The organism is Acerihabitans sp., from assembly GCF_036398755.1.
Taxonomy (GTDB): Bacteria; Pseudomonadota; Gammaproteobacteria; order Enterobacterales; family Enterobacteriaceae; genus Acerihabitans.
Window position 1 is genome coordinate 71,036 of sequence record NZ_DASWOM010000087.1, and the last position, 18,917, is coordinate 89,952.

An 18,917-nucleotide genomic window follows, 5' to 3' on the forward strand; every position below is an offset into this window, starting at 1 on the left:
TGCCATGAACTCTCCGTTTATTTATGCGTCACCCACCCTCAGCGTTGAGGCGCTGAAACATTCAATCGCGTATAAGCTGATGTTCACCATCGGTAAAGACCCGTCCGCCGCCAATAAACATGAGTGGCTGAATGCGACGCTGCTGGCGGTTCGGGACCGCATGGTGGAGCGCTGGCTGCGCTCCAATCGCGCCCAGCTGTCGCAGGACGTGCGCCAGGTGTATTACCTGTCGATGGAATTTCTGCTCGGGCGCACGCTGTCCAATGCGCTGCTGGCGATGGGGATTTACGACGACACCAAAGCCGCCCTGGATGATATGGGCTTTGAGCTCGACGACCTGTTGCAGGAGGAAAATGACCCGGGGCTGGGCAACGGAGGCCTGGGGAGGCTGGCGGCCTGTTTCCTTGATTCGATGGCGACGCTGGCGCTGCCGGGACGGGGCTATGGCATTCGTTATGAATACGGCATGTTCAAGCAGAATATTATCAATGGCCAGCAGGCGGAGTCGCCGGATTACTGGCTGGAATACGGTAATCCCTGGGAATTTCCCCGCCACTCGACCCGCTATAAGGTGCGTTTCGGCGGCCGGGTACAGCAGGAGGGGGCGAAAACCCGTTGGGTGGAGACCGAGGAAGTGCTGGCCTGCGCCTATGACCAGATTATTCCCGGTTTCGATACCGACGCCACCAATACCTTAAGGCTGTGGAGCGCCCAGGCCAGTAATGAAATCAACCTGGGCAAGTTCAACCAGGGCGATTATTTCGCCGCCGTGGAAGATAAAAACTATTCTGAAAATGTTTCCAGGGTGCTGTACCCGGATGATTCCACCTATTCAGGCCGCGAATTGCGCCTGCGCCAGGAATACTTTTTAGTCTCGGCCACCATGCAGGATATTCTCACCCGCCATTGGATGATGCACCAGACCTTCGACAACCTGGTGGATAAAATCGCGGTGCATCTTAACGATACCCATCCGGTCCTGTCCATTCCCGAGCTGATGCGGCTGCTGATCGACGAACATAAATTCACCTGGCAACAGGCTTGGGATGTGGTCGGCAAGGTGTTCTCCTACACCAACCATACCCTGATGAGCGAAGCGCTGGAGCGGTGGCCGGTGGATATGCTGGGCAAAATCCTGCCGCGCCAGCTGCAAATCATTTTCGAAATCAACGATCATTTTCTTAACGGCGTGCAGGAGCGGTTCCCCGGCGACAGCGATCTGCTGTCGCGCGTATCCATCATTGACGAACACGACGGGCGCATGGTGCGCATGGCCTGGCTGGCGGTGATTGCCAGCCACAAGGTCAACGGCGTGTCCGAACTGCATTCGGACCTGATGGTGCAATCGCTGTTTGCCGATTTCGCCCGCATCTATCCCGATAAATTTTGCAATAAAACCAACGGCGTTACCCCCCGCCGCTGGCTGGCGCTGGCTAACCGGCCGCTGTCGGCGGTGCTGGACAACACCATCGGCCAGATGTGGCGCACCGACTTAAGCCAACTGGAGGAAATCAAATCCCATACTGATTTCCCGGCGTTTATCCAGGACGTGCAAAAAGCCAAGCTGGAAAATAAAAGGGCGCTGGCGATTTATATGGCCAAAGAGCTTAACCTGGTGGTCGATCCGGCGGCGTTATTTGATGTGCAAATCAAGCGTATCCATGAATATAAACGCCAACTGATGAATGTGCTGCATATCATTACCCGTTACAACCGGATTAAACAGGATCCGGACGCCGATTGGGTGCCGCGGGTGAATATTTTCGCTGGCAAAGCGGCCTCCGCCTATCATATGGCCAAACAGATTATTCATTTAATCAACGATGTGGCGACGGTGATCAACAGCGATCCGCAGGTCTTGAACCGCCTGAAAGTGGTGTTTATTCCCAACTACAGCGTCAGCCTGGCGCAGCTGATCATTCCGGCGGCGGATTTGTCGGAACAAATCTCGCTCGCGGGCACCGAAGCCTCCGGCACCAGTAATATGAAGTTCGCGCTTAACGGCGCGCTGACCATCGGCACCCTGGACGGCGCCAATATCGAAATGGGCAGCCGCATGGGCGAGGAGAATATCTTTATCTTCGGCAATACCGCCGAGGAGGTGGAGGCGCTGCGCCGCGACGGTTATAACCCGCGGGCGTTTTTTGAGCAGGATGCCGAGCTCAACCAGGCCCTGACCCAAATCGCCACCGGCGTGTTCAGCCCGGGCGATGCCAATCGCTACCGTAATCTGTTCGATACGCTGGTGAATTTTGGCGATTATTATCAGCTGCTGGCGGATTATCGCAGCTATGTCGATACCCAGGATCGGGTGGACCAGCTTTACCTTCAGCCGGAGGAGTGGACGCGGCGTACGGTGATGAATATAGCCAGTATGGGCTATTTTTCATCGGACCGGACGATACAGGAATATGCCGATGAAATTTGGCATGTGAAGCCTATCCGCTTGTAGGGTAACGCCTGGCGATTTTGGCCTGTTACTCATATCGAAATATACCAAGCCGCGTTTTGCGCGGCTTTTTTTGTATGAGTTATTCCGATTTACCCTATTAAATGCACGATAAGGCTATTTTGATAGAATAAACCCGGTTAAAACGATGATATACGGTTCACTCGCCGGGACCGACGTCCATGGTATCAGCCACCGCATTGGGAGCTATAGCCGGCGCGGTAATATGACCCTCATTTAGAATAAAACAGAGGGCGATTTTTTAAATCGCCCTCTGGGGGAAAGTTACTGTAGCCGCAAAATCAAGACGCCAGCGAAAGTTTCCTGTCTCGCTTGGCGTGCTGGTCGAGCCATTCGCCCACATGCTGTTTTTCGGCCTCGTCCAGCCACATACCCAGCTTGGTACGGCGCCAGATGGCGTCGTCGAGGGTCACCACCCATTCTTTTTCCACCAGGTAATGCAGCTCCGCTTCATACAGTTCGTGGCCGAAATGCTCGCCAAGCTCGGCGAGCGCGGACGCACCCTTGAGGATGTGCTCGCTTTGGCTGCCGTAGGTGCGGCTGTAGCGGCGCGCCAGGCTTTCGCTCAGAAAGGCATATTTACGCCGCAGCTGGGCGGCGTAGTCGTCGCGGTCGCCGTTGAAATCGCCTCCCGGCAGCACCACGCCTTTGGTCCAGGCGTGTTTGGCGTTGGGATAATACTTGTGTAATTTATCCAGCGCGTGTTCCGCCAGTTTGCGGTAGGTGGTCAGCTTGCCGCCGAACACCGACAGCAGGGGAGCCTTGCCGTGATCGTCGGTGACCGACAGGGTATAGTCGCGCGTAACCGCCTGCGGCGAATCGGACTCGTCATCGCACAGCGGGCGCACGCCGGAATAGGACCAGACGATGTCCGCGCGGCTGAGCGGTTTCTTGAAATGGGCGTTATACACGTTGAGCAGATAATCGGTCTCGCCGTCGTCGATATGCACCGCTTTCGGATCGCCGTGGTATTCCACGTCGGTGGTGCCGATAATGGAGAATTCGTCCATCCAGGGGATGACGAACACGATGCGGTGGTCTTCGTTTTGCAGGATATAGGCATATTGGCCGTTATGGACACGCGGCACCACGATATGGCTGCCTTTGATCAGGCGTATACCGTACTGGGAGGGCAATTTAAGGCTGTCGTCGATAAATTCCTTTACCCACGGGCCGGTGGCGTTGGCCAGGCCTTTGGCCTGCCAGCTCAGGGTCTCCCCGGTAATGGCGTCCAGCGCTTCCACCGTCCACAGGCCATTTTCACGCCAGGCGCGGGTGACCTTGGTCCGGGTGCGTACCTCGCCGCCCTTGGCCACCACTTCCTGCGCGTTGAGCACCACCAGCCGGGCATCGTCCACCCAGCAGTCGGAATATTCAAAACCGCGCACGATGGAGGGTTTGAGGATTGAATCCGCGCCAAAACGCAACCCTTTGCTGGCCGGCAGGCTGGTGCGTTTGCCCAGGTGATCGTACATAAACAGCCCGATGCGGATCATCCAGGCCGGGCGCAGATGCGGACGGTGCGGCAGGCGAAAACGCATCGGGAAGGCGATATGCGGCGCCATTTTTAACAATACCTCGCGTTCCGCCAGCGCTTCGCTGACCAAGCGGAACTCATAATGCTCGAGATAGCGCAGGCCGCCATGAATAAGTTTTGAACTGGCGGAAGAGGTTGCGCAGGCCAGATCCTCCGCCTCCAGCAGCAGTACGGATAAACCGCGTCCGGCTGCGTCAGCCGCGATGCCGGCACCGTTAATGCCGCCGCCGATCACGATCAAGTCTTTGGTTTCCACGTTACCTTCCTCCGGATGCTCGTTACAGTTCTTTTATTTTCGTTTTCGCTCATAATTGTAATCGAAAACCAACATCAACGCCAAGAACCGTGCTGAAAAAAACGTCTACGCGTGACGCAGCTAACAATTTATGTTTACATTATGTGGAATAGACGTTAACAAGCGAGGCGACGCAAGCGATGGAACAATTCGAGGCAATAAGCGTGGAACAGGCGTACGAACGCTGGCGGCAGGGCGACGCGATATTGGTGGATATCCGCGATCCGCAGAGTTTTGCCGTCGGCCATGCGCCTGGCGCGATTCACCTGACCAACGAAACCTTGGGCGTTTTTGTGCAACAAACCGACCTGAGCCAGCCGGTGATGGTGATGTGCTATCACGGCAACAGCAGCAAAGGCGCGGCGCAATATCTGCTGCAACAGGGTTTTGATGCCGCCTATAGTATAGACGGCGGTTTTGACGCCTGGCAAAAAGCGTTTCCCGCAGACGTGGACGCGCCGACCGCAGGCTGACCCGGCCCGCGTGCCGGCGTTGCCCCCCGCCCGGGACGCTTTTTTCTACCGGAGACAATCGCCGGTGCGCCGATTGTGACGCGCTCGCGATTTTCCATTCCCACGAGCGGATACTGTTCCTCTGCTTAACAATCCTTTTCCTTTCTTCCGGTGGTGAAAAACGCCAAGGCCTTGATGCCGTTTAGGGGAAGCCGCCGGGATCATGTTATGATTGTAATCAGGTGATTACGCCGTTGCCGCGCGTGCCGCCCGCGTTATGCCAATATTATGCCGCCGGGAGTGCCGGCGCCGGTTTATCATGAATAAAGGACTCGCCCCAACGCTATGATCCGTGTAACGACCTTATCCAATGCCCGCCTTGCCCAGGCTTTTATCGATTATATGAAAACCCAGGGCGTGACGATGGAAATGCAGCAGCAAGGCAGGATAGCCGAGCTATGGCTTGCGGATGACGAGGCGTTGGCGCGGGTCGAGGCCGCGCTGGAGATCTTCCTGCTCGACCCGGCGCACCCGCGTTACCAGGCGGCGAGCTGGCGCACCGGCAGCGCCGACCGGGACCGGTTTCAATACCAGCGTACCGCCTGGCTGCCGGCTTTGCGCAACCAGGCGGGGCCGGTGACCATCAGCATATTGCTCGGTTGCGTGCTGGTGTTTATTTTAATGAACATTCTCGGCGACGATGTCGTCATGGTCTGGCTGGCGTTTCCCTCCGGTCCGTCCCGCTATATGCAGTTGTGGCGCTGGGTAAGCCATATTTTGTTGCATTTTTCGCTGCTGCATTTATTGTTCAATATAGTGTGGTGGTGGTATCTCGCCGGCGCGGTGGAAAAATATCGCGGCGTGACGACACTTTTGGTGTTGACCCTGGTATCGGCGGTGGTCAGCGGCGTGGTGCAGTCCCACTTCAGCGGCGCCCTGTTCGGCGGTCTTTCCGGCGTGGTGTATGCCTTGATGGGCTATGTCTGGTGGTATGGCGAGAAAAATCCCGACGGCCCGCTGATGATGCCGCGCGGCGTGATTGTATTTGCCCTGCTGTGGCTTATCGCCGGTTATTTCGATATTTTCGGTATCGCCATGGCCAATGCCGCCCATGTGGCGGGGCTGGTCATCGGATTATCAATCGCTTTCTGGGATACGCGCCATACGACCGCGACCGGTCGCCGGCGGTAGGGTTCAGGCGGCAGAGGATTCAACGTGAAGCAAACGCAGCGGCATGATGCCATTATTGATTTGGTTCGGCAGCAGGGTTATGTCAGTACTGAAGAGTTGGTGGAGCATTTTTCGGTCAGCCCGCAGACCATCCGGCGCGACCTGAATGATTTGGCCGAGCATAATAAAATTCATCGTCATCATGGCGGCGCGGCGTTGCCGTCCAGCTCGGTGAATACGGCTTACCAGGATCGCAAGATCATGTGGTCGGCGGAGAAAGCGCGCATCGCCCAGCGGGTGGCCAGCCAGATACCGGACGGCGCCACGCTGTTCATCGATATCGGCACTACTCCCGAGGCGGTGGCCCACGCCCTGCTGAACCACAAAAACCTGCGGGTGGTGACCAATAACCTTAATGTCGCCACGCTGCTGACCGCCAAGGAGGATTTTCGCCTGATCCTGGCCGGCGGCGAGGTGCGCACCCGCGACGGCGGCATCATGGGCGAGGCCACGCTGGATTTTATTTCCCAGTTCCGCCTGGATTACGGCATCCTCGGCATCAGCGGTATTGATATGGACGGATCGCTGCTGGAGTTCGATTATCATGAAATGCGCACCAAACGGGCGATTATCGACAACTCCCGCTGCGTCATGCTGGTCACCGATCATTCCAAATTCGGCCGTAACGCCATGGTCAACCTGGGCAAAATGTCGCTGGTGGACTTCCTGTTTACCGATGAGCTGCCGCCGCCGAGCGTGATGAGCATTATCGAGCAGTCCGAGGTTAAGCTGGAGCTTTGCTGACGCGCCCGGATGACGCCATTCCGCCAGGCTGGCCAACGGGAGGGCGGCGGCTTTACCCGGCCGCGCCCGCCAGGGTCTGTCTTCGCTGATTAAGTTAAATGTTTTACCGGCGCACCGCTTTTCAACACCCTTGACTATTCTTTGATCAACAACATACAAACCCCGTTGTTTTACGATAACTTATAACTTGGGTCCACCGTTCCCCACGGTGGCCGCCCGGTAGCGATATCCGATGAATATGACCGTCCGCCCAGGCTGGTGGGCGTTTGCGGCGTTGACCAACTTATCAACAGGATAGAGACGTTTTATGCCAAAAATCAAACTTGATAAAGTCGCCTTTCAATCAGCCCTGGACCGTCAGTGGCAACGTTTGGGCCTGCAGGACGCGCGGGAAATGACCCCCTATCAATGGTGGCACGCGGTCAGCGCGGCGGTGAATGAATTAATCGCCCGCGGGCCCGCGCCCCGGCAGGTCAAAAAAAACGCCCGGCACGTCAACTATCTGTCGATGGAATTCCTGATGGGGCGTTTGACCGGCAACAACCTGATTAACCTGGGCTGGTACGATACGGTCAACAAGGTGCTGGCGGGCTACGATATTGCGTTAACCGACCTGCTGGAACAGGAAATCGACCCGGCATTGGGCAACGGCGGACTGGGGCGTCTGGCGGCCTGCTACCTGGACTCCATGGCGACGGTGGGACAAGATGCCACCGGCTACGGCCTGGACTATCAGTACGGCCTGTTTCGCCAGCATTTTGCCGACGGCAGGCAATGCGAAACGCCGGATGACTGGCACCGGGAAAGCTATCCCTGGTTCAGGCATAACCCGGCGCTCACGGTGCGGGTGGGCCTGGGCGGCGCATTGGTGAAAGACGAGCAGGGCGGGGTGAGTTGGCAGCCGGCGTTTACCCTCAACGGCGAGGCCTGGGACCTGCCGGTGGTGGGGTATGAAAACGGCGTTATCCTGCCGTTGCGCCTGTGGCAGGCCAGCCATCCCCATCCGTTTGACCTGGCGCTGTTTAACGACGGAAAATTTCTTAAGGCGGAGCAGGCCGGCATCGACGCCGCCAAGCTGACCAAGGTGCTGTATCCCAACGATAATCACCCGGAAGGCAAACGGCTGCGCCTGATGCAGCAATATTTCCAATGCGCCTGCGCGGTAGCCGATATCCTGCGCCGTCACCATTTGGCGGGCCGGACGATCCAGAGCCTGCCGGATTACGAAGTTATCCAGCTCAACGATACCCACCCCACCATCGCCATTCCTGAAATGCTGCGCGTGCTGCTTGACGAACATCAGCTTTCCTGGCAAGAAGCCTGGGCGGTCACCTCGCGCACCTTTGCTTATACCAACCATACCCTGATGCCGGAGGCGCTGGAGCGCTGGGACGAAAAGCTGGTGCGCGAGCTGCTGCCGCGGCATTTCGCCATTATCAGGCAGATAGACCGCGAACTTAAGCCTGTGGTGCGGCGGCGCTGGCCGGATGATAAAGACATCTGGCCGAAGGTGGCGGTGATTTATGATAAACAGGTGCGCATGGCCAACCTGTGCGTGGTGTGCGGTTTTGCGGTCAACGGCGTGGCCGCCCTGCATTCCGAACTGGTGAAAACCGATCTGTTTCCCGAATATTTTCAACTGTGGCCGGAAAAATTCCATAACGTCACCAACGGCATTACCCCGCGCCGCTGGTTAAAGCAGTGCAACCCCGCCCTGGCGAAACTTATCGACGATACCATCGGCAAGGGCTGGGTAACCCGGCTGGAAAAGCTTAAAGAGCTAGAGCCTTATGCGGACCAGGCGGATTTCCGCCAGCGCTTCCAGCAGATCAAGCGCGACAATAAGCATCATCTGGCGGCGAAAATCAAACAATTGACCGACGTCACCGTTAACCCCGAAGCGTTGTTCGACGTCCAGATCAAGCGGCTGCATGAATATAAACGCCAGCACCTGAATCTGCTGCATATCCTGTCGCTGTATCGCCAGCTGCGCGATAATCCGGCGCTTGAAATGGTGCCGCGCGTGTTTTTATTTGGCGCCAAGGCCGCGCCGGGCTATGCCCTGGCGAAAAATATCATTTACGCCATTAATCAGGTGGCGGAGAAGATCAATAGCGATCCTAGGATAAACGATCGGCTTAAGGTGATCTTCCTGCCCGATTACCGGGTATCGGTGGCGGAGTGGATGATCCCGGCGGCGGATTTATCGGAACAGATCTCCACCGCCGGCAAGGAAGCGTCGGGTACCGGCAATATGAAGCTGGCGCTCAACGGCGCCCTGACCATCGGCACGATGGACGGCGCCAATGTGGAAATTGCCGAACAGGTCGGCGAGGAGAATATTTTTATTTTCGGCCTGACCGATCCGCAGGTAAAAGCGCTGCTGGCCGGAGGCTATAAACCGGTTCAGTACCTGAAAAAGGATAAAGCGCTGAAAGGCCTGTTAACCGAGTTGGGCAGCGGTGTTTTCAGCCATAAGCATAAACATGCGTTCGAGCCGTTGCTGCACAGCCTGCGGGATGGCGGCGATCCCTACCTGGTGTTGGCGGATTTCGCCGCTTACTGCGAGGCGCAGCGGCGGGTGGAGGCCTTGTTCCGCCGTCCGGACGACTGGACGCGCAGCGCGGTGCTGAATACCGCCCGGGTGGGTTTCTTCAGTTCGGACCGGTCGGTTCGCGATTATCAGCAACGCATCTGGCAAGCAAAACGTTAAGGAGCTTTGATGGAGCCCAAGGTATTGGATCACGCCGCCGGGCGGGCGGGTATTATTCCGGAATATGTTGATGCCTGGGGACAGCGCAAAATCATCAGTCAGGAAACCAAACGGCAACTGCTGGACGCCATGGCGGGGCTGAGCGACGATAGCGCACGCACGGCGCCGCTGCCGCCGGTTTGGGTGGTCAGGCTCGGCCATATGACGCCGCTGCCGGTGGCGCCCGCGGCGGCGGGCGAGTGGGAGCTGACCGAGGAATCGGGCCGGCGCCATCAGGGCGTAACCGCCGATAGCCGGGTGACGCTGCCCGACGCGCTGCCGCTCGGCTATCACCGGCTTACCCTGCGCGCCGGCGTCGGTCAATGGTCGTGCCGGCTTATCGTGGCGCCGCCGCGCTGTTATGAGCCGCCGGCGCTGCTGGCGGGGCATAAGCTTTGGGGCGCCACCGTGCAGCTTTATACCCTGCGATCGCGGCATAACTGGGGCATCGGCGACTTCAGCGATCTGGCCCTGATGATCGAGGGCACCGCGCGCCACGGCGGCGCCTTTGTCGGTTTGAATCCCATTCATGCGCTGTATCCCGCCGCGCCCGGCTGGGCCAGCCCCTACAGCCCGTCCTCCCGGCGCTGGCTCAATATCCTGTATATCGATGTCGGCGCGCTGGAGGATTTTCAGCAAAGCCGGGCGGCGCAGGAGTGGCTGGCGTTGCCGGGGACCCAGCAAAGGCTTGCCGCCCTGCGCGCCGAAGAGCTGGTGGATTATCCGCAGGTGACGGAGTGCAAACTGGCCGCCCTGACCTATGCTTATGCGCAGTTCAATACCCGCGCGCCCGATGATGCCGATCGACAGGCGTTTGCCGCTTTTGTCGACGACGGCGGCGACAGCCTGCGCCTGCAGGCCACCTTCGATGCGCTGCATCGTTTCCTGACCCGCGAGGGCCATCCCTCGGCGGGCTGGCAGCAGTGGCCGCAGGAGTATCAGCAGGCCGACGGCGCCGCGGTGCGGGAATTTTGCCAACGGCACCAAAACGAAATCCTGTTTTTCAGCTATCTGCAATGGCAGGCCGCGCGCCAGTTCGATGCCTGTTTTCGTCTGAGCCGGCGCCTGGATATGCCCATCGGCCTGTATCGCGATCTGGCGGTCGGCGTGAGCGAGGGCGGCATGGAGACCTGGAGCGATCGCACGTTATACTGTCTGGCGGCCTCGGTCGGGGCGCCGCCCGATAAGCTGGGTCCGCAGGGCCAGAACTGGTGCCTGCCGCCCCAAGATCCGAACGTCATGATTGCCAGGGCCTATGAGCCGTTTATCGCCATGCTGCGCGCCAATATGCGCCACTGCGGCGCGTTGCGTATCGATCATGTCATGTCGTTGCTACGACTGTGGTGGATCCCGCGCGGGCAGACCGCGCAGCATGGCGCCTACGTTAATTATCCGGTGGACGATTTGCTGGCGGTGCTGGCGCTGGAAAGCCACCGTCAGCAGTGCATGGTTATCGGCGAGGACCTGGGGACCGTGCCTCCCGAGATTACCGGTAAACTACAGGCCGCCGGGGTGTATTCTTATAAGGTATTGTTGTTCGAACGCACCGATGACACTCATTTCCGTCCGCCGGATGACTATGTGGCGCAGGCGATGGCCACGTTGACCACCCACGATCTGGCCACCCTGCGCGGGTTCTGGCAGCAGGAGGATCTGCGGCTGGGGCGGGAGCTCAACATATATCCGGAGCCGGAGGTATACCAGCACTTGCTCGAGGATCGCCAAACGGCGCGCCAGGCGTTGCTGGATGCCCTGCATGCCTGGAAATGCGTGCCGGCGAAAATGAGCGCCAATGCCGCCCGGGTGGTCATGTCGCCGTTGCTGAACCGGGGCTTGCATCGCTATCTGGCGCGCAGCAACTCGGCGCTGCTGGGTCTACAGCCCGAGGATTGGCTGGATATGGCGCTGCCGGTCAATGTGCCCGGCACCACCGATCAATATCCCAACTGGCGGCGCAAGCTGACGCGCGAGGTGGCCGACATGTTCGACGATCCCACCGTGATGCGCCTGCTGAAAGAGGTAGACCGCTTGCGCAAGGGGATGGTTTAGGCGGTCCCGGCCAAGAGAGGCGGCCCGTCGGCGCGGGCCGGTGATTCACGACAAGGCCGGGGCCGCGCCGGCATTAATAGAACGAGTGCTCGCCGCGCTGGTGTTCGGTAAGGTCGCGCACGCCCTTCAGCTCGGGGAATTTTTCCAGCAGCTCTTTTTCAATGCCTTCCTTCAGGGTGTAATCGACCATGGAGCAGCCGTTACAGCCGCCGCCGAACTGCAGGATAGCCAGGTTGTCGTCGGTGATTTCCATCAGTGACACCTGGCCGCCGTGGCCTGCCAGCTGCGGGTTGATTTGTGATTGCAGTACATATTCCACCCGTTCAATCAGCGGCGCGTCATCGGACACTTTACGCATCTTGGCGTTCGGCGCTTTGAGCGTCAGCTGCGAACCCAGCTTGTCGGTGACAAAATCGATTTCCGCGTCCACCAGGTAGGGCGCGCTGAGCGCGTCGACATAGGCGTTGATTTTGTCGAACTTCAGCTCGGTATCGGTGGTCTCCACCGCGTCGGGTGGGCAATATGACACGCCGCATTCCGCGTTCGGCGTGCCTGGATTGATGACAAATACACGAATCTGGGTGCCAGCTTCCTGATTGGCCAGCAATTTTGCAAAATGTTCCTGGGCAGCATCGGTAATCCGGATCATATCATTCACTCAATAGTTGACTAATCTAGTCGGTTATAATACTCCCATTAACCTGAGCACTACAAGGTCCGGCAAACTGACCAGACCTGCACCGCCCTGGCCCGTCGGGCCAGCAGGAGATGGGTAATTTCGTCCATGGTGCTGCCGGTGGTGACCACGTCGTCCACCAGCGCCACGGTCTTGCCGGCCACATCGGCATGGCAGGCAAAAGCGCCGCGCAGATTGTGCCGGCGGGCGCCCGCGTGCAGGGTCTGCTGCGGCGCCACGGCGCGGATGCGCTCCAGCCCCAGGCTAAGGTATTCAACGCCCAGCCAGCGCGCCACGGGGCGGGCGAGAAGATCTGCTTGATTATAGCCTCTGCGCCAGTGCCGGTAAGCATGCAAAGGCACGTTTAGTACAAGATCGGGCTTATGGCGCCCGAACAGGTGGCGTTCTTCGCGAAAGCGCAGCACCAGCAGGCGGGCGAGCACGCGCGCAAGCCCGGTGCCGCCCTGGTACTTGAGTTTCTTCACCAGTTGGCTCAGCGGCGGCCGGTAATCAGTGACATACAGCAGCGAGTCCCACGGCGGCGTGTTTAAGCGGCAGCGTCCGCAGATCGACCTGCGGTTGCCGGCCGGCAGCCCACAGCGCGGACAGCAGGTTTCGCGCAGGTCAAGCAGGTTCCCGGCGCAGCAGCGGCAGATTCCCTGGTGGCTGAACCATAATGGCTGTTGGCATAGCCAACAAAGGGCGTTGATTGTTAGCATGGGGGTCTTCCATAACCTGGGTACCTGGAACTATAACTGATGACATCACTCTATTGGCACACCCTCGGCAGCGGTTCTGTTGATCTTGTGCTGCTGCATGGATGGGGCCTGAACGCCGGCGTCTGGTCTTGCATAGAAGCGCGGCTGTCGCCGCATTTTCGCCTGCATCTGGTGGATTTGCCCGGCTACGGCCGCAGCCAGGGTTATGGGCCGTTGTCCCTGGGTGAAATGGCGCGGGAAGTGGCCGCAAGGGCGCCGGAGCGCGCGTGGTGGCTTGGCTGGTCGCTGGGCGGGCTGGTGGCGGCGGAGGTGGCGCTGGCGCAGCCGGAGCGGGTCGCCGGCCTGATTACCGTCGCCTCCTCGCCAAGGTTCAGCGCCGACGGCGACTGGCCGGGCATCAAACCCGAGGTGCTGACCGGTTTCGGGCTGCAGCTGGGCCAGGATTTTCACCGCACGGTGGAGCGTTTCCTGGCCTTGCAAACCCTGGGCACCGACTCCGCCCGCCAGGATGCCCGCCGGTTGAAACAGGTGGTGCTGGCTCACCCGCTGCCGCCGGTGTCGGTATTGACCGGCGGATTGGACATCCTGCGCACCGCGGATTTGCGCGCATCCCTTGACGCGTTCGATCTGCCGCTGCTGCGCCTGTACGGCTATCTGGACGGGCTGGTGCCGCGCCGGGCGGCGGCCCTGCTGGACCAGCGCTGGCCGCGCAGCCGCGGCGTGGTCATGCCCAAGGCGGCTCACGCGCCTTTTATTTCCCATCCGGACCTGTTTTGCCAATATATTATCGATTTTGCCGGCGGTTAATAACTTCGTGTCCAGGGTTTAAACGGGTATTTAAAAATAATCTTCTATAGTTATTGGCACGTATCACCGCAGAAAATTATTAAGGATTACCGATGAAGAATATAACCTCTATGGCAATGATGCTGGCCGGCCTGCTTTTAACCCTAAGCGCCATGGCGGCGGAAGAAATTACTCCGCAGGAAGTCAAGGAAAAAGGCTACGAGAAAATAGGCACCGTGCATACCACCGCCAAGGCCACCGCGCCGATGGACGTCAAGGCCATACTCTCCAAACGGGCGGATGAAAAAGGCGGTAAATATTATGTCATCATCGCCGGTCGTCAACATGGCAAATTCAGCGCCACCGCCGATGTGTATAAATAAAGGCTGACGCCTGGATATTGGCCCGGCAGAATACCTTCCCCGATTAATCCGGTATCGATTTACATGCGATACCGGATTTTTTTTACCTGTTTGCGCCCCGGGACCGCATGCCGGGTTCATTAGCCTTAGGCTAATGATTCACCGCCGGGGTTAATTGATGCCCCCTTATGCCCGTCTTACACTCCCTTCACCGTTTATGACCACTGTCCCATCTTGCGACAGTTTATGAACCTCGGAGGTCTATAATGCCGCTTCATCAAGCGTCCGCCAGAGTCTGGGATACCCGCCGTAGTGAAAAAAAACGCCGGCTTGAGCAAGTCCGCGCCGTTGCCGACGGCAAAGTGCTTCCCACCGCCAATATTACCGCCATTCTTGAAGCGCTGATCCTGCCCGGCGATCGGGTGGTGCTGGAAGGTAACAACCAGAAGCAGGCGGACTTTTTATCCCGCATGCTGGCGAAAGTCAGCCCGCAAAAGATCCACGATTTACATATGATCATGCCAAGCGTCAGCCTGCCGGAGCATTTGGATCTGTTTGAACAAGGCATTGCGCGCAAACTGGATTTCGCCTTTTCCGGTTCGCAAAGCCTGCGTATTTCCCAATTGCTGGAAGACGGGCAGCTGGAAATCGGCGCTATTCATACCTATATCGAGCTTTATGCCCGCCTGTTCGTCGATTTGGTGCCGAATGTGGCGCTCATCGCCGGGTTCAAGGCCGACCGCAAAGGCAATCTGTATACCGGCGCCAGCACCGAGGACACGCCGGCGCTGGTGGAAGCGACGGCGTTTAAGGACGGCATCGTCATCGCCCAGGTCAATGAACTGGTGGATGACGAAACCGATTTGCCGCGCGTCGATATCCCCGGCTCCTGGGTTGATTTTGTGGTGGTGGCGGACCGGCCGTTCTTTATCGAACCGCTGTTTACCCGCGACCCGCGCTTAATCAAGCCGGTGCATGTGCTGATGGCGATGATGGCCATCAAAGGCATCTATGCCAAACACCAGGTGCAGTCCCTCAACCACGGTATCGGTTTTAATACCGCGGCCATTGAGCTGCTGCTGCCGACGTACGGCGAACGGCTGGGGCTGAAAGGCAAAATCTGCCGTCACTGGACCCTGAACCCACATCCGACGCTTATCCCGGCCATTGAAAGCGGCTGGGTGGACACGGTGCACTGCTTTGGCGGCGAGCTGGGCATGGAGGAGTATATCCGCGCCCGTCCGGACGTCTTTTTCACCGGGGCCGACGGCTCGATGCGTTCCAATCGCGCCTTTTGCCAATTAGCCGGTCAATACGCGGTGGACATGTTTATCGGCTCCACCCTGCAAATCGACGGGCTGGCCAACTCGTCCACCGTGACCCGCGGACGGCTGTCCGGCTTCGGCGGCGCGCCGAATATGGGCCACGATCCTCACGGACGGCGCCATGCCACCCCGGCCTGGCTCGATATGATTGAAGAGCCGGACCCGATGCTGCCCGGCCGCAAGCTGGTGGTGCAGATGGTGGAAACCTACCAGGCCGGCGCCAAACCCTCCTTTGTGGAAAAACTCGAGGCGGTGGACGTGGGTAAAGGGGCGGGCATGCCGCTGGCGCCGGTGATGATCTACGGCCAGGACGTCACTCATGTGCTGACCGAAGAGGGTATTGCCTATCTCTACCGCGCGCGCTCGATGGAGGAACGCCGCGCCATGGTGGCGGCGGTGGCGGGCATTACCGATATCGGCCTGGGTGTCGACGCTAAACGGGTGGCCGATCTGCGTAAGCGCGAACTGGTGGTGTACCCGGAAGATATGGGCATCCGGCGTTCCGATGCCAGCCGTTCCCTGTTGGCCGCCGGCAGCATTGCCGATCTGGTTGAATGGTCCGGCGGCTTGTATCAACCGCCGGCTAAATTCCGGAGCTGGTAATGAAAGCCTTGCCCTTAAGCCAGCCGGCCGAGGCCGAGGCGCGCGCCGCTTGCCTCGCGACGCTCGCCGTCTCGGCGTTAATCGAGGAAGCGCGGCTCAGTCCGAAGCCGGGTCTGGTGGACAGCCGCGGCCCCGGAGCGCATCAGGATTTGAGCCTGGCGCTGATGGAACGCTCGGCGCGCAGCCTGCGGCCGACGTTTTACCGTCTGGCGCTGCACTGTTGGCGGCGCCCGGCCGATATAGCGTTGCGCCAGGAGATAGGCCGGCTGGGGCGGCTGGGCGAACAGCATATGATGAGCGCCACCGGCGGCGTCAATACCCACCGCGGCGCCATCTGGGCGCTGGGGTTACTGGTCAGCGCCTGCGCCATGCTGGGCGGACGCGGCCCGGCGGCTGACATCGCCGCCCGTGCGGCGCTGCTGGCCGTTCTGCCCGATACCGCCCAGCCGAAAAGCTTCAGCAAAGGCCAACGGGCCACGCGACGTTATCAGGTCCCCGGCGCGCGCGAGGAGGCCATCGACGGGTTTCCCCATGTGACACGGCGGGCGTTGCCGCAGCTGCGGCGCAGCCGGCTGGCCGGCGCGGAAGAACCGCACGCCCGGCTGGACGCGCTCATGGCCATCATGACCACCCTGACCGATACCTGCGTGCTGAACCGGGGAGGCATGGCGGCGCTTACCGCCATGCACCAGGGCGCGGCGGCGGTATTGGCGGCGGGCGGCACCGGTCATCCGGCCGGGCGAGCTGCGCTGGCGGCGCTTGAACGGCGCATGCTGGCGGACAATGCCTCGCCGGGCGGCGCGGCCGACCTGCTGGCGGCCACTTTTTTCCTCGATTGGGTTAGCGCCTGATCATCTACATCATCAAGAGGATGTTATGGAACGAATCGAACTGCATTTTCCGGCCGGTGACGCCTTACCCGCCAAGGCACTGGCCGGCGTGGTGGGCTCCGGCGATCTGGAGGCGATATATCAGCCGGCCGCGGATCGGTCGCTGCGCGTTATCATCACCACATCGGTGGACGGCGGCGGACAGCGTTGGCAACACCTGTTCGAACGGGTCGGCAATGCGCACGCCCTCCCGTCCGGACGCCTGGACATTAATGATTTTGGCGCCACGCCGGGCGTGGCCCGTCTTAGAATCGAACAGGTTTTCGAGGAGGCCAGCCATGTCTGAACGCATCAGTTTCATTGAGTTGGGCGCCCGGCAGCGCGCCCGCGCCATGCTCGACCAGGGCAGCTTTCGCGAGCTGCTGGGCCCGTATGAGCACATTACCTCGCCGTGGCTTGAGCCGCAGGGCATCGTTCCGCAGGCGGACGACGGCATGGTGGTGGCCAAGGGGACCATTGAGGGCAAACCCACCGTGGTGGTGGCGATTGAGGGCGCGTTCCAGGGCGGCAGCATGGGCGAGGTGTCCGGCGCTAAAATGGCCGCGGCCCTGGAGCTGGCGGCCGAGGATAACCGCAACGGCATAGCCACCCAGGCGGTGTTGATGCTGGAAACCGGCGGCGTGCGCCTGCAGGAGGCCAACCTGGGCCTGGCGGCCATCGCCGATATCCATGCCGCGATCGTTGATTTGCGCCGCTATACGCCGGTTATCGGCATCGTGGCCGGCACCGTGGGCTGCTTTGGCGGCATGTCGATCGCCGCCGCGCTGTGCAGCCGGCTTATCGTCACGCGCGAGGCCAGGCTGGGCCTGAACGGGCCGCAGGTCATTGAGCAGGAGGCCGGTATTGAGGAATACGATTCCCGCGATCGGCCGTTTATCTGGAGCCTCACCGGCGGCGAAACGCGTTACCAGGCCGGTTTTGTCGACGCGCTGGCGGCGGATTCCCTGGCCGAGGTGAAACAGGCCACGCTGGCGTTCCTGCGCCAGGGCGTGCCCGCTCGGCTGCGTACCGACGACTACCTTGCCTATCTGGACCGGCTCAATCAATTCGATACCCGCAAACAAGTGGATAAACAGCAGGTTCTGGCGCTGTTTACCCGGGAGGATCGCGTATGAACAGCACCTATCTGAGCCGGGGGGATTATTGGTTCTCCCTGCTGGCCGACGGCGCGCGCAAGCGTCAGGGACAATGCGCCTCGGTTAACGTCGCCGACGGCATATTAAACCAGGGTCCGGTGCGCTATATCGCCGTGGTGCCCGATGCCGCTAATCACTACCCGCGCGCGGCGCGCGGCGAGGTCGGCTTACTGGAAGGCTGGACGCTGGCCGAGGTGGTAGACGAGGCCGTCCGCGAAGATAAGGATAATGCCGTTAAACGCGCCATCGTGGCGGTGGTGGATGTGCCCAGCCAGGCCTACGGCCGCCGTGAGGAAGCCTTCGGCATCCACCAGGCGCTGGCGGGAGCCGCCGCGGCGTATGCCCAGGCGCGCCTGGCCGGTCACCCGGTGATTGCGCTAATTGTCGGTAAAGCCATGTCCGGCGCTTTCCTGGCTCACGGCTATCAGGCCAATGAAATGATCGCGTTTAACGATCCGGCGGTAATGGTACACGCCATGGGCAAGGAGTCCGCCGCCCGCATCACCCTGCGCTCGGTGGAGGCGCTGGAAAAACTGGCCCGGACCATCCCGCCGATGGCCTACGACATTAAAAACTACGCCACCCTGGGCCTGCTGGCTCAACTGATGGATATCCGTGATGCCGATAAGGCCGGCGATGACGAGCTGGCCCAAGTGCGCGCCGCGCTCTGCCAGGCCATCAACCGGGCGCGGGAGCGGGGCACGGGCCTGGGCCACCGGCAGGGCGCGGAAAACCGGCACAGCTCTTCGCTTGTCAGGGAACGCATGCGCCAGGAATGGTAGTGCCGAACCAGCACCGGTAACACCTGCCGTTCCCCGCCGTCCGGCGCGGGTCCGGGATAGCGTTGGCGCTGTCCCGGTCCGACGCGCGCCGACGGCGGGGGAACGTACC

At 60.1% G+C, this 18,917-nt stretch carries 16 protein-coding genes; 13 read left to right on the forward strand and 3 right to left on the reverse strand.

What is annotated here, in order from left to right:
- Positions 1 to 4 precede the first annotated feature (4 nt).
- A complete protein-coding gene (gene glgP, locus VGC33_RS14640) occupies positions 5 to 2,452 on the forward strand; it encodes a glycogen phosphorylase (protein WP_331121499.1) in 2,448 nt (815 codons plus the stop codon).
- 299 nt (positions 2,453 to 2,751) lie between these two features.
- On the opposite strand, the gene glpD is transcribed toward glgP, so the two are convergent.
- Positions 2,752 to 4,263, reverse strand: a complete 1,512-nt coding sequence (glpD, locus tag VGC33_RS14645; RefSeq protein WP_331121500.1) for a glycerol-3-phosphate dehydrogenase — start codon at positions 4,261 to 4,263, stop codon at positions 2,752 to 2,754.
- Between the two features lie 179 nt (positions 4,264 to 4,442).
- Between glpD and glpE the strand changes: the two genes are divergently transcribed.
- The 5 genes from glpE to malQ all read left to right on the forward strand — a co-directional run bounded on the left by glpE (position 4,443) and on the right by malQ (position 11,529).
- A complete protein-coding gene (gene glpE / locus VGC33_RS14650) occupies positions 4,443 to 4,775 on the forward strand; it encodes a thiosulfate sulfurtransferase GlpE (RefSeq protein ID WP_331121501.1) in 333 nt (110 codons plus the stop codon).
- A 324-nt stretch (positions 4,776 to 5,099) separates the two neighbouring features.
- Positions 5,100 to 5,945 carry a rhomboid family intramembrane serine protease GlpG gene (glpG, locus tag VGC33_RS14655; RefSeq protein WP_331121502.1) on the forward strand — a complete coding sequence of 282 codons (846 nt, stop codon included), beginning with the start codon at positions 5,100 to 5,102 and terminating at the stop codon, positions 5,943 to 5,945.
- Between the two features lie 24 nt (positions 5,946 to 5,969).
- Positions 5,970 to 6,728, forward strand: coding sequence for a DeoR/GlpR family transcriptional regulator (locus VGC33_RS14660; protein ID WP_331121503.1), 759 nt, complete (start codon positions 5,970 to 5,972; stop codon positions 6,726 to 6,728).
- Between the two features lie 307 nt (positions 6,729 to 7,035).
- Positions 7,036 to 9,441, forward strand: coding sequence for a maltodextrin phosphorylase (gene malP / locus VGC33_RS14665; RefSeq protein ID WP_331121504.1), 2,406 nt, complete (start codon positions 7,036 to 7,038; stop codon positions 9,439 to 9,441).
- Between the two features lie 9 nt (positions 9,442 to 9,450).
- A complete protein-coding gene (gene malQ, locus VGC33_RS14670) occupies positions 9,451 to 11,529 on the forward strand; it encodes a 4-alpha-glucanotransferase (protein WP_331121505.1) in 2,079 nt (692 codons plus the stop codon).
- 73 nt (positions 11,530 to 11,602) lie between these two features.
- Here malQ and nfuA read toward each other — a convergent pair whose 3' ends face one another.
- Both nfuA and VGC33_RS14680 read right to left on the reverse strand, forming a co-directional pair.
- Positions 11,603 to 12,178: a Fe-S biogenesis protein NfuA gene (nfuA, locus tag VGC33_RS14675; RefSeq protein WP_331121506.1), complete on the reverse strand. Its 576-nt coding sequence runs from the start codon at positions 12,176 to 12,178 to the stop codon at positions 11,603 to 11,605.
- A 59-nt stretch (positions 12,179 to 12,237) separates the two neighbouring features.
- The gene (locus VGC33_RS14680; protein WP_331121507.1) at positions 12,238 to 12,924 is read right to left on the reverse strand and encodes a phosphoribosyltransferase family protein; all 687 of its coding nucleotides are present in this window, start codon (positions 12,922 to 12,924) and stop codon (positions 12,238 to 12,240) included.
- Positions 12,925 to 12,963: 39 nt separating this feature from the next.
- On the opposite strand from VGC33_RS14680, the gene bioH reads away from it, so the two are divergent.
- From bioH to mdcE, 7 genes are all read left to right on the forward strand, one after another.
- Positions 12,964 to 13,731, forward strand: coding sequence for a pimeloyl-ACP methyl ester esterase BioH (gene bioH, locus VGC33_RS14685; protein ID WP_331121508.1), 768 nt, complete (start codon positions 12,964 to 12,966; stop codon positions 13,729 to 13,731).
- Positions 13,732 to 13,823: 92 nt separating this feature from the next.
- The gene (locus tag VGC33_RS14690) at positions 13,824 to 14,093 is read left to right on the forward strand and encodes a YdgH/BhsA/McbA family protein (RefSeq protein WP_331121509.1); all 270 of its coding nucleotides are present in this window, start codon (positions 13,824 to 13,826) and stop codon (positions 14,091 to 14,093) included.
- Positions 14,094 to 14,338: 245 nt separating this feature from the next.
- Positions 14,339 to 16,000 (forward strand): malonate decarboxylase subunit alpha, encoded by a 1,662-nt coding sequence (mdcA, locus tag VGC33_RS14695; protein WP_331121510.1) that lies wholly within the window; start codon positions 14,339 to 14,341, stop codon positions 15,998 to 16,000.
- Positions 16,000 to 16,851 (forward strand): triphosphoribosyl-dephospho-CoA synthase, encoded by an 852-nt coding sequence (locus VGC33_RS14700; RefSeq protein WP_331121511.1) that lies wholly within the window; start codon positions 16,000 to 16,002, stop codon positions 16,849 to 16,851. The genes mdcA and VGC33_RS14700 overlap by 1 nt, the downstream gene beginning before the upstream one ends.
- Positions 16,852 to 16,876: 25 nt before the next feature.
- Positions 16,877 to 17,176, forward strand: coding sequence for a malonate decarboxylase acyl carrier protein (gene mdcC / locus VGC33_RS14705; protein WP_331121512.1), 300 nt, complete (start codon positions 16,877 to 16,879; stop codon positions 17,174 to 17,176).
- Positions 17,169 to 18,005, forward strand: a complete 837-nt coding sequence (locus tag VGC33_RS14710; RefSeq protein ID WP_331121513.1) for a biotin-independent malonate decarboxylase subunit beta — start codon at positions 17,169 to 17,171, stop codon at positions 18,003 to 18,005. The genes mdcC and VGC33_RS14710 overlap by 8 nt, the downstream gene beginning before the upstream one ends.
- Complete coding sequence (mdcE, locus tag VGC33_RS14715) at positions 18,002 to 18,808, forward strand: biotin-independent malonate decarboxylase subunit gamma (protein ID WP_331121514.1); 807 nt, start codon at positions 18,002 to 18,004, stop codon at positions 18,806 to 18,808. Before VGC33_RS14710 ends, mdcE begins: the two co-directional genes overlap by 4 nt.
- Positions 18,809 to 18,917: the final 109 nt, after the last annotated feature.

What these genes read in the sequence shown, in the direction of transcription:
- glgP (WP_331121499.1), top strand. Translation starts at nt 5, where the DNA reads ATGAACTCTCCGTTTATTTATGCGTCACCCACCCTCAGCGTTGAGGCG.
- glpE (WP_331121501.1), top strand. Translation starts at nt 4,443, where the DNA reads ATGGAACAATTCGAGGCAATAAGCGTGGAACAGGCGTACGAACGCTGG.
- glpG (WP_331121502.1), top strand. Translation starts at nt 5,100, where the DNA reads ATGATCCGTGTAACGACCTTATCCAATGCCCGCCTTGCCCAGGCTTTT.
- malP (WP_331121504.1), top strand. Translation starts at nt 7,036, where the DNA reads ATGCCAAAAATCAAACTTGATAAAGTCGCCTTTCAATCAGCCCTGGAC.
- malQ (WP_331121505.1), top strand. Translation starts at nt 9,451, where the DNA reads ATGGAGCCCAAGGTATTGGATCACGCCGCCGGGCGGGCGGGTATTATT.
- nfuA (WP_331121506.1), bottom strand. Translation starts at nt 12,178, where the DNA reads ATGATCCGGATTACCGATGCTGCCCAGGAACATTTTGCAAAATTGCTG.
- VGC33_RS14680 (WP_331121507.1), bottom strand. Translation starts at nt 12,924, where the DNA reads ATGCTAACAATCAACGCCCTTTGTTGGCTATGCCAACAGCCATTATGG.
- bioH (WP_331121508.1), top strand. Translation starts at nt 12,964, where the DNA reads ATGACATCACTCTATTGGCACACCCTCGGCAGCGGTTCTGTTGATCTT.
- VGC33_RS14690 (WP_331121509.1), top strand. Translation starts at nt 13,824, where the DNA reads ATGAAGAATATAACCTCTATGGCAATGATGCTGGCCGGCCTGCTTTTA.
- mdcA (WP_331121510.1), top strand. Translation starts at nt 14,339, where the DNA reads ATGCCGCTTCATCAAGCGTCCGCCAGAGTCTGGGATACCCGCCGTAGT.
- VGC33_RS14700 (WP_331121511.1), top strand. Translation starts at nt 16,000, where the DNA reads ATGAAAGCCTTGCCCTTAAGCCAGCCGGCCGAGGCCGAGGCGCGCGCC.
- mdcC (WP_331121512.1), top strand. Translation starts at nt 16,877, where the DNA reads ATGGAACGAATCGAACTGCATTTTCCGGCCGGTGACGCCTTACCCGCC.
- VGC33_RS14710 (WP_331121513.1), top strand. Translation starts at nt 17,169, where the DNA reads ATGTCTGAACGCATCAGTTTCATTGAGTTGGGCGCCCGGCAGCGCGCC.
- mdcE (WP_331121514.1), top strand. Translation starts at nt 18,002, where the DNA reads ATGAACAGCACCTATCTGAGCCGGGGGGATTATTGGTTCTCCCTGCTG.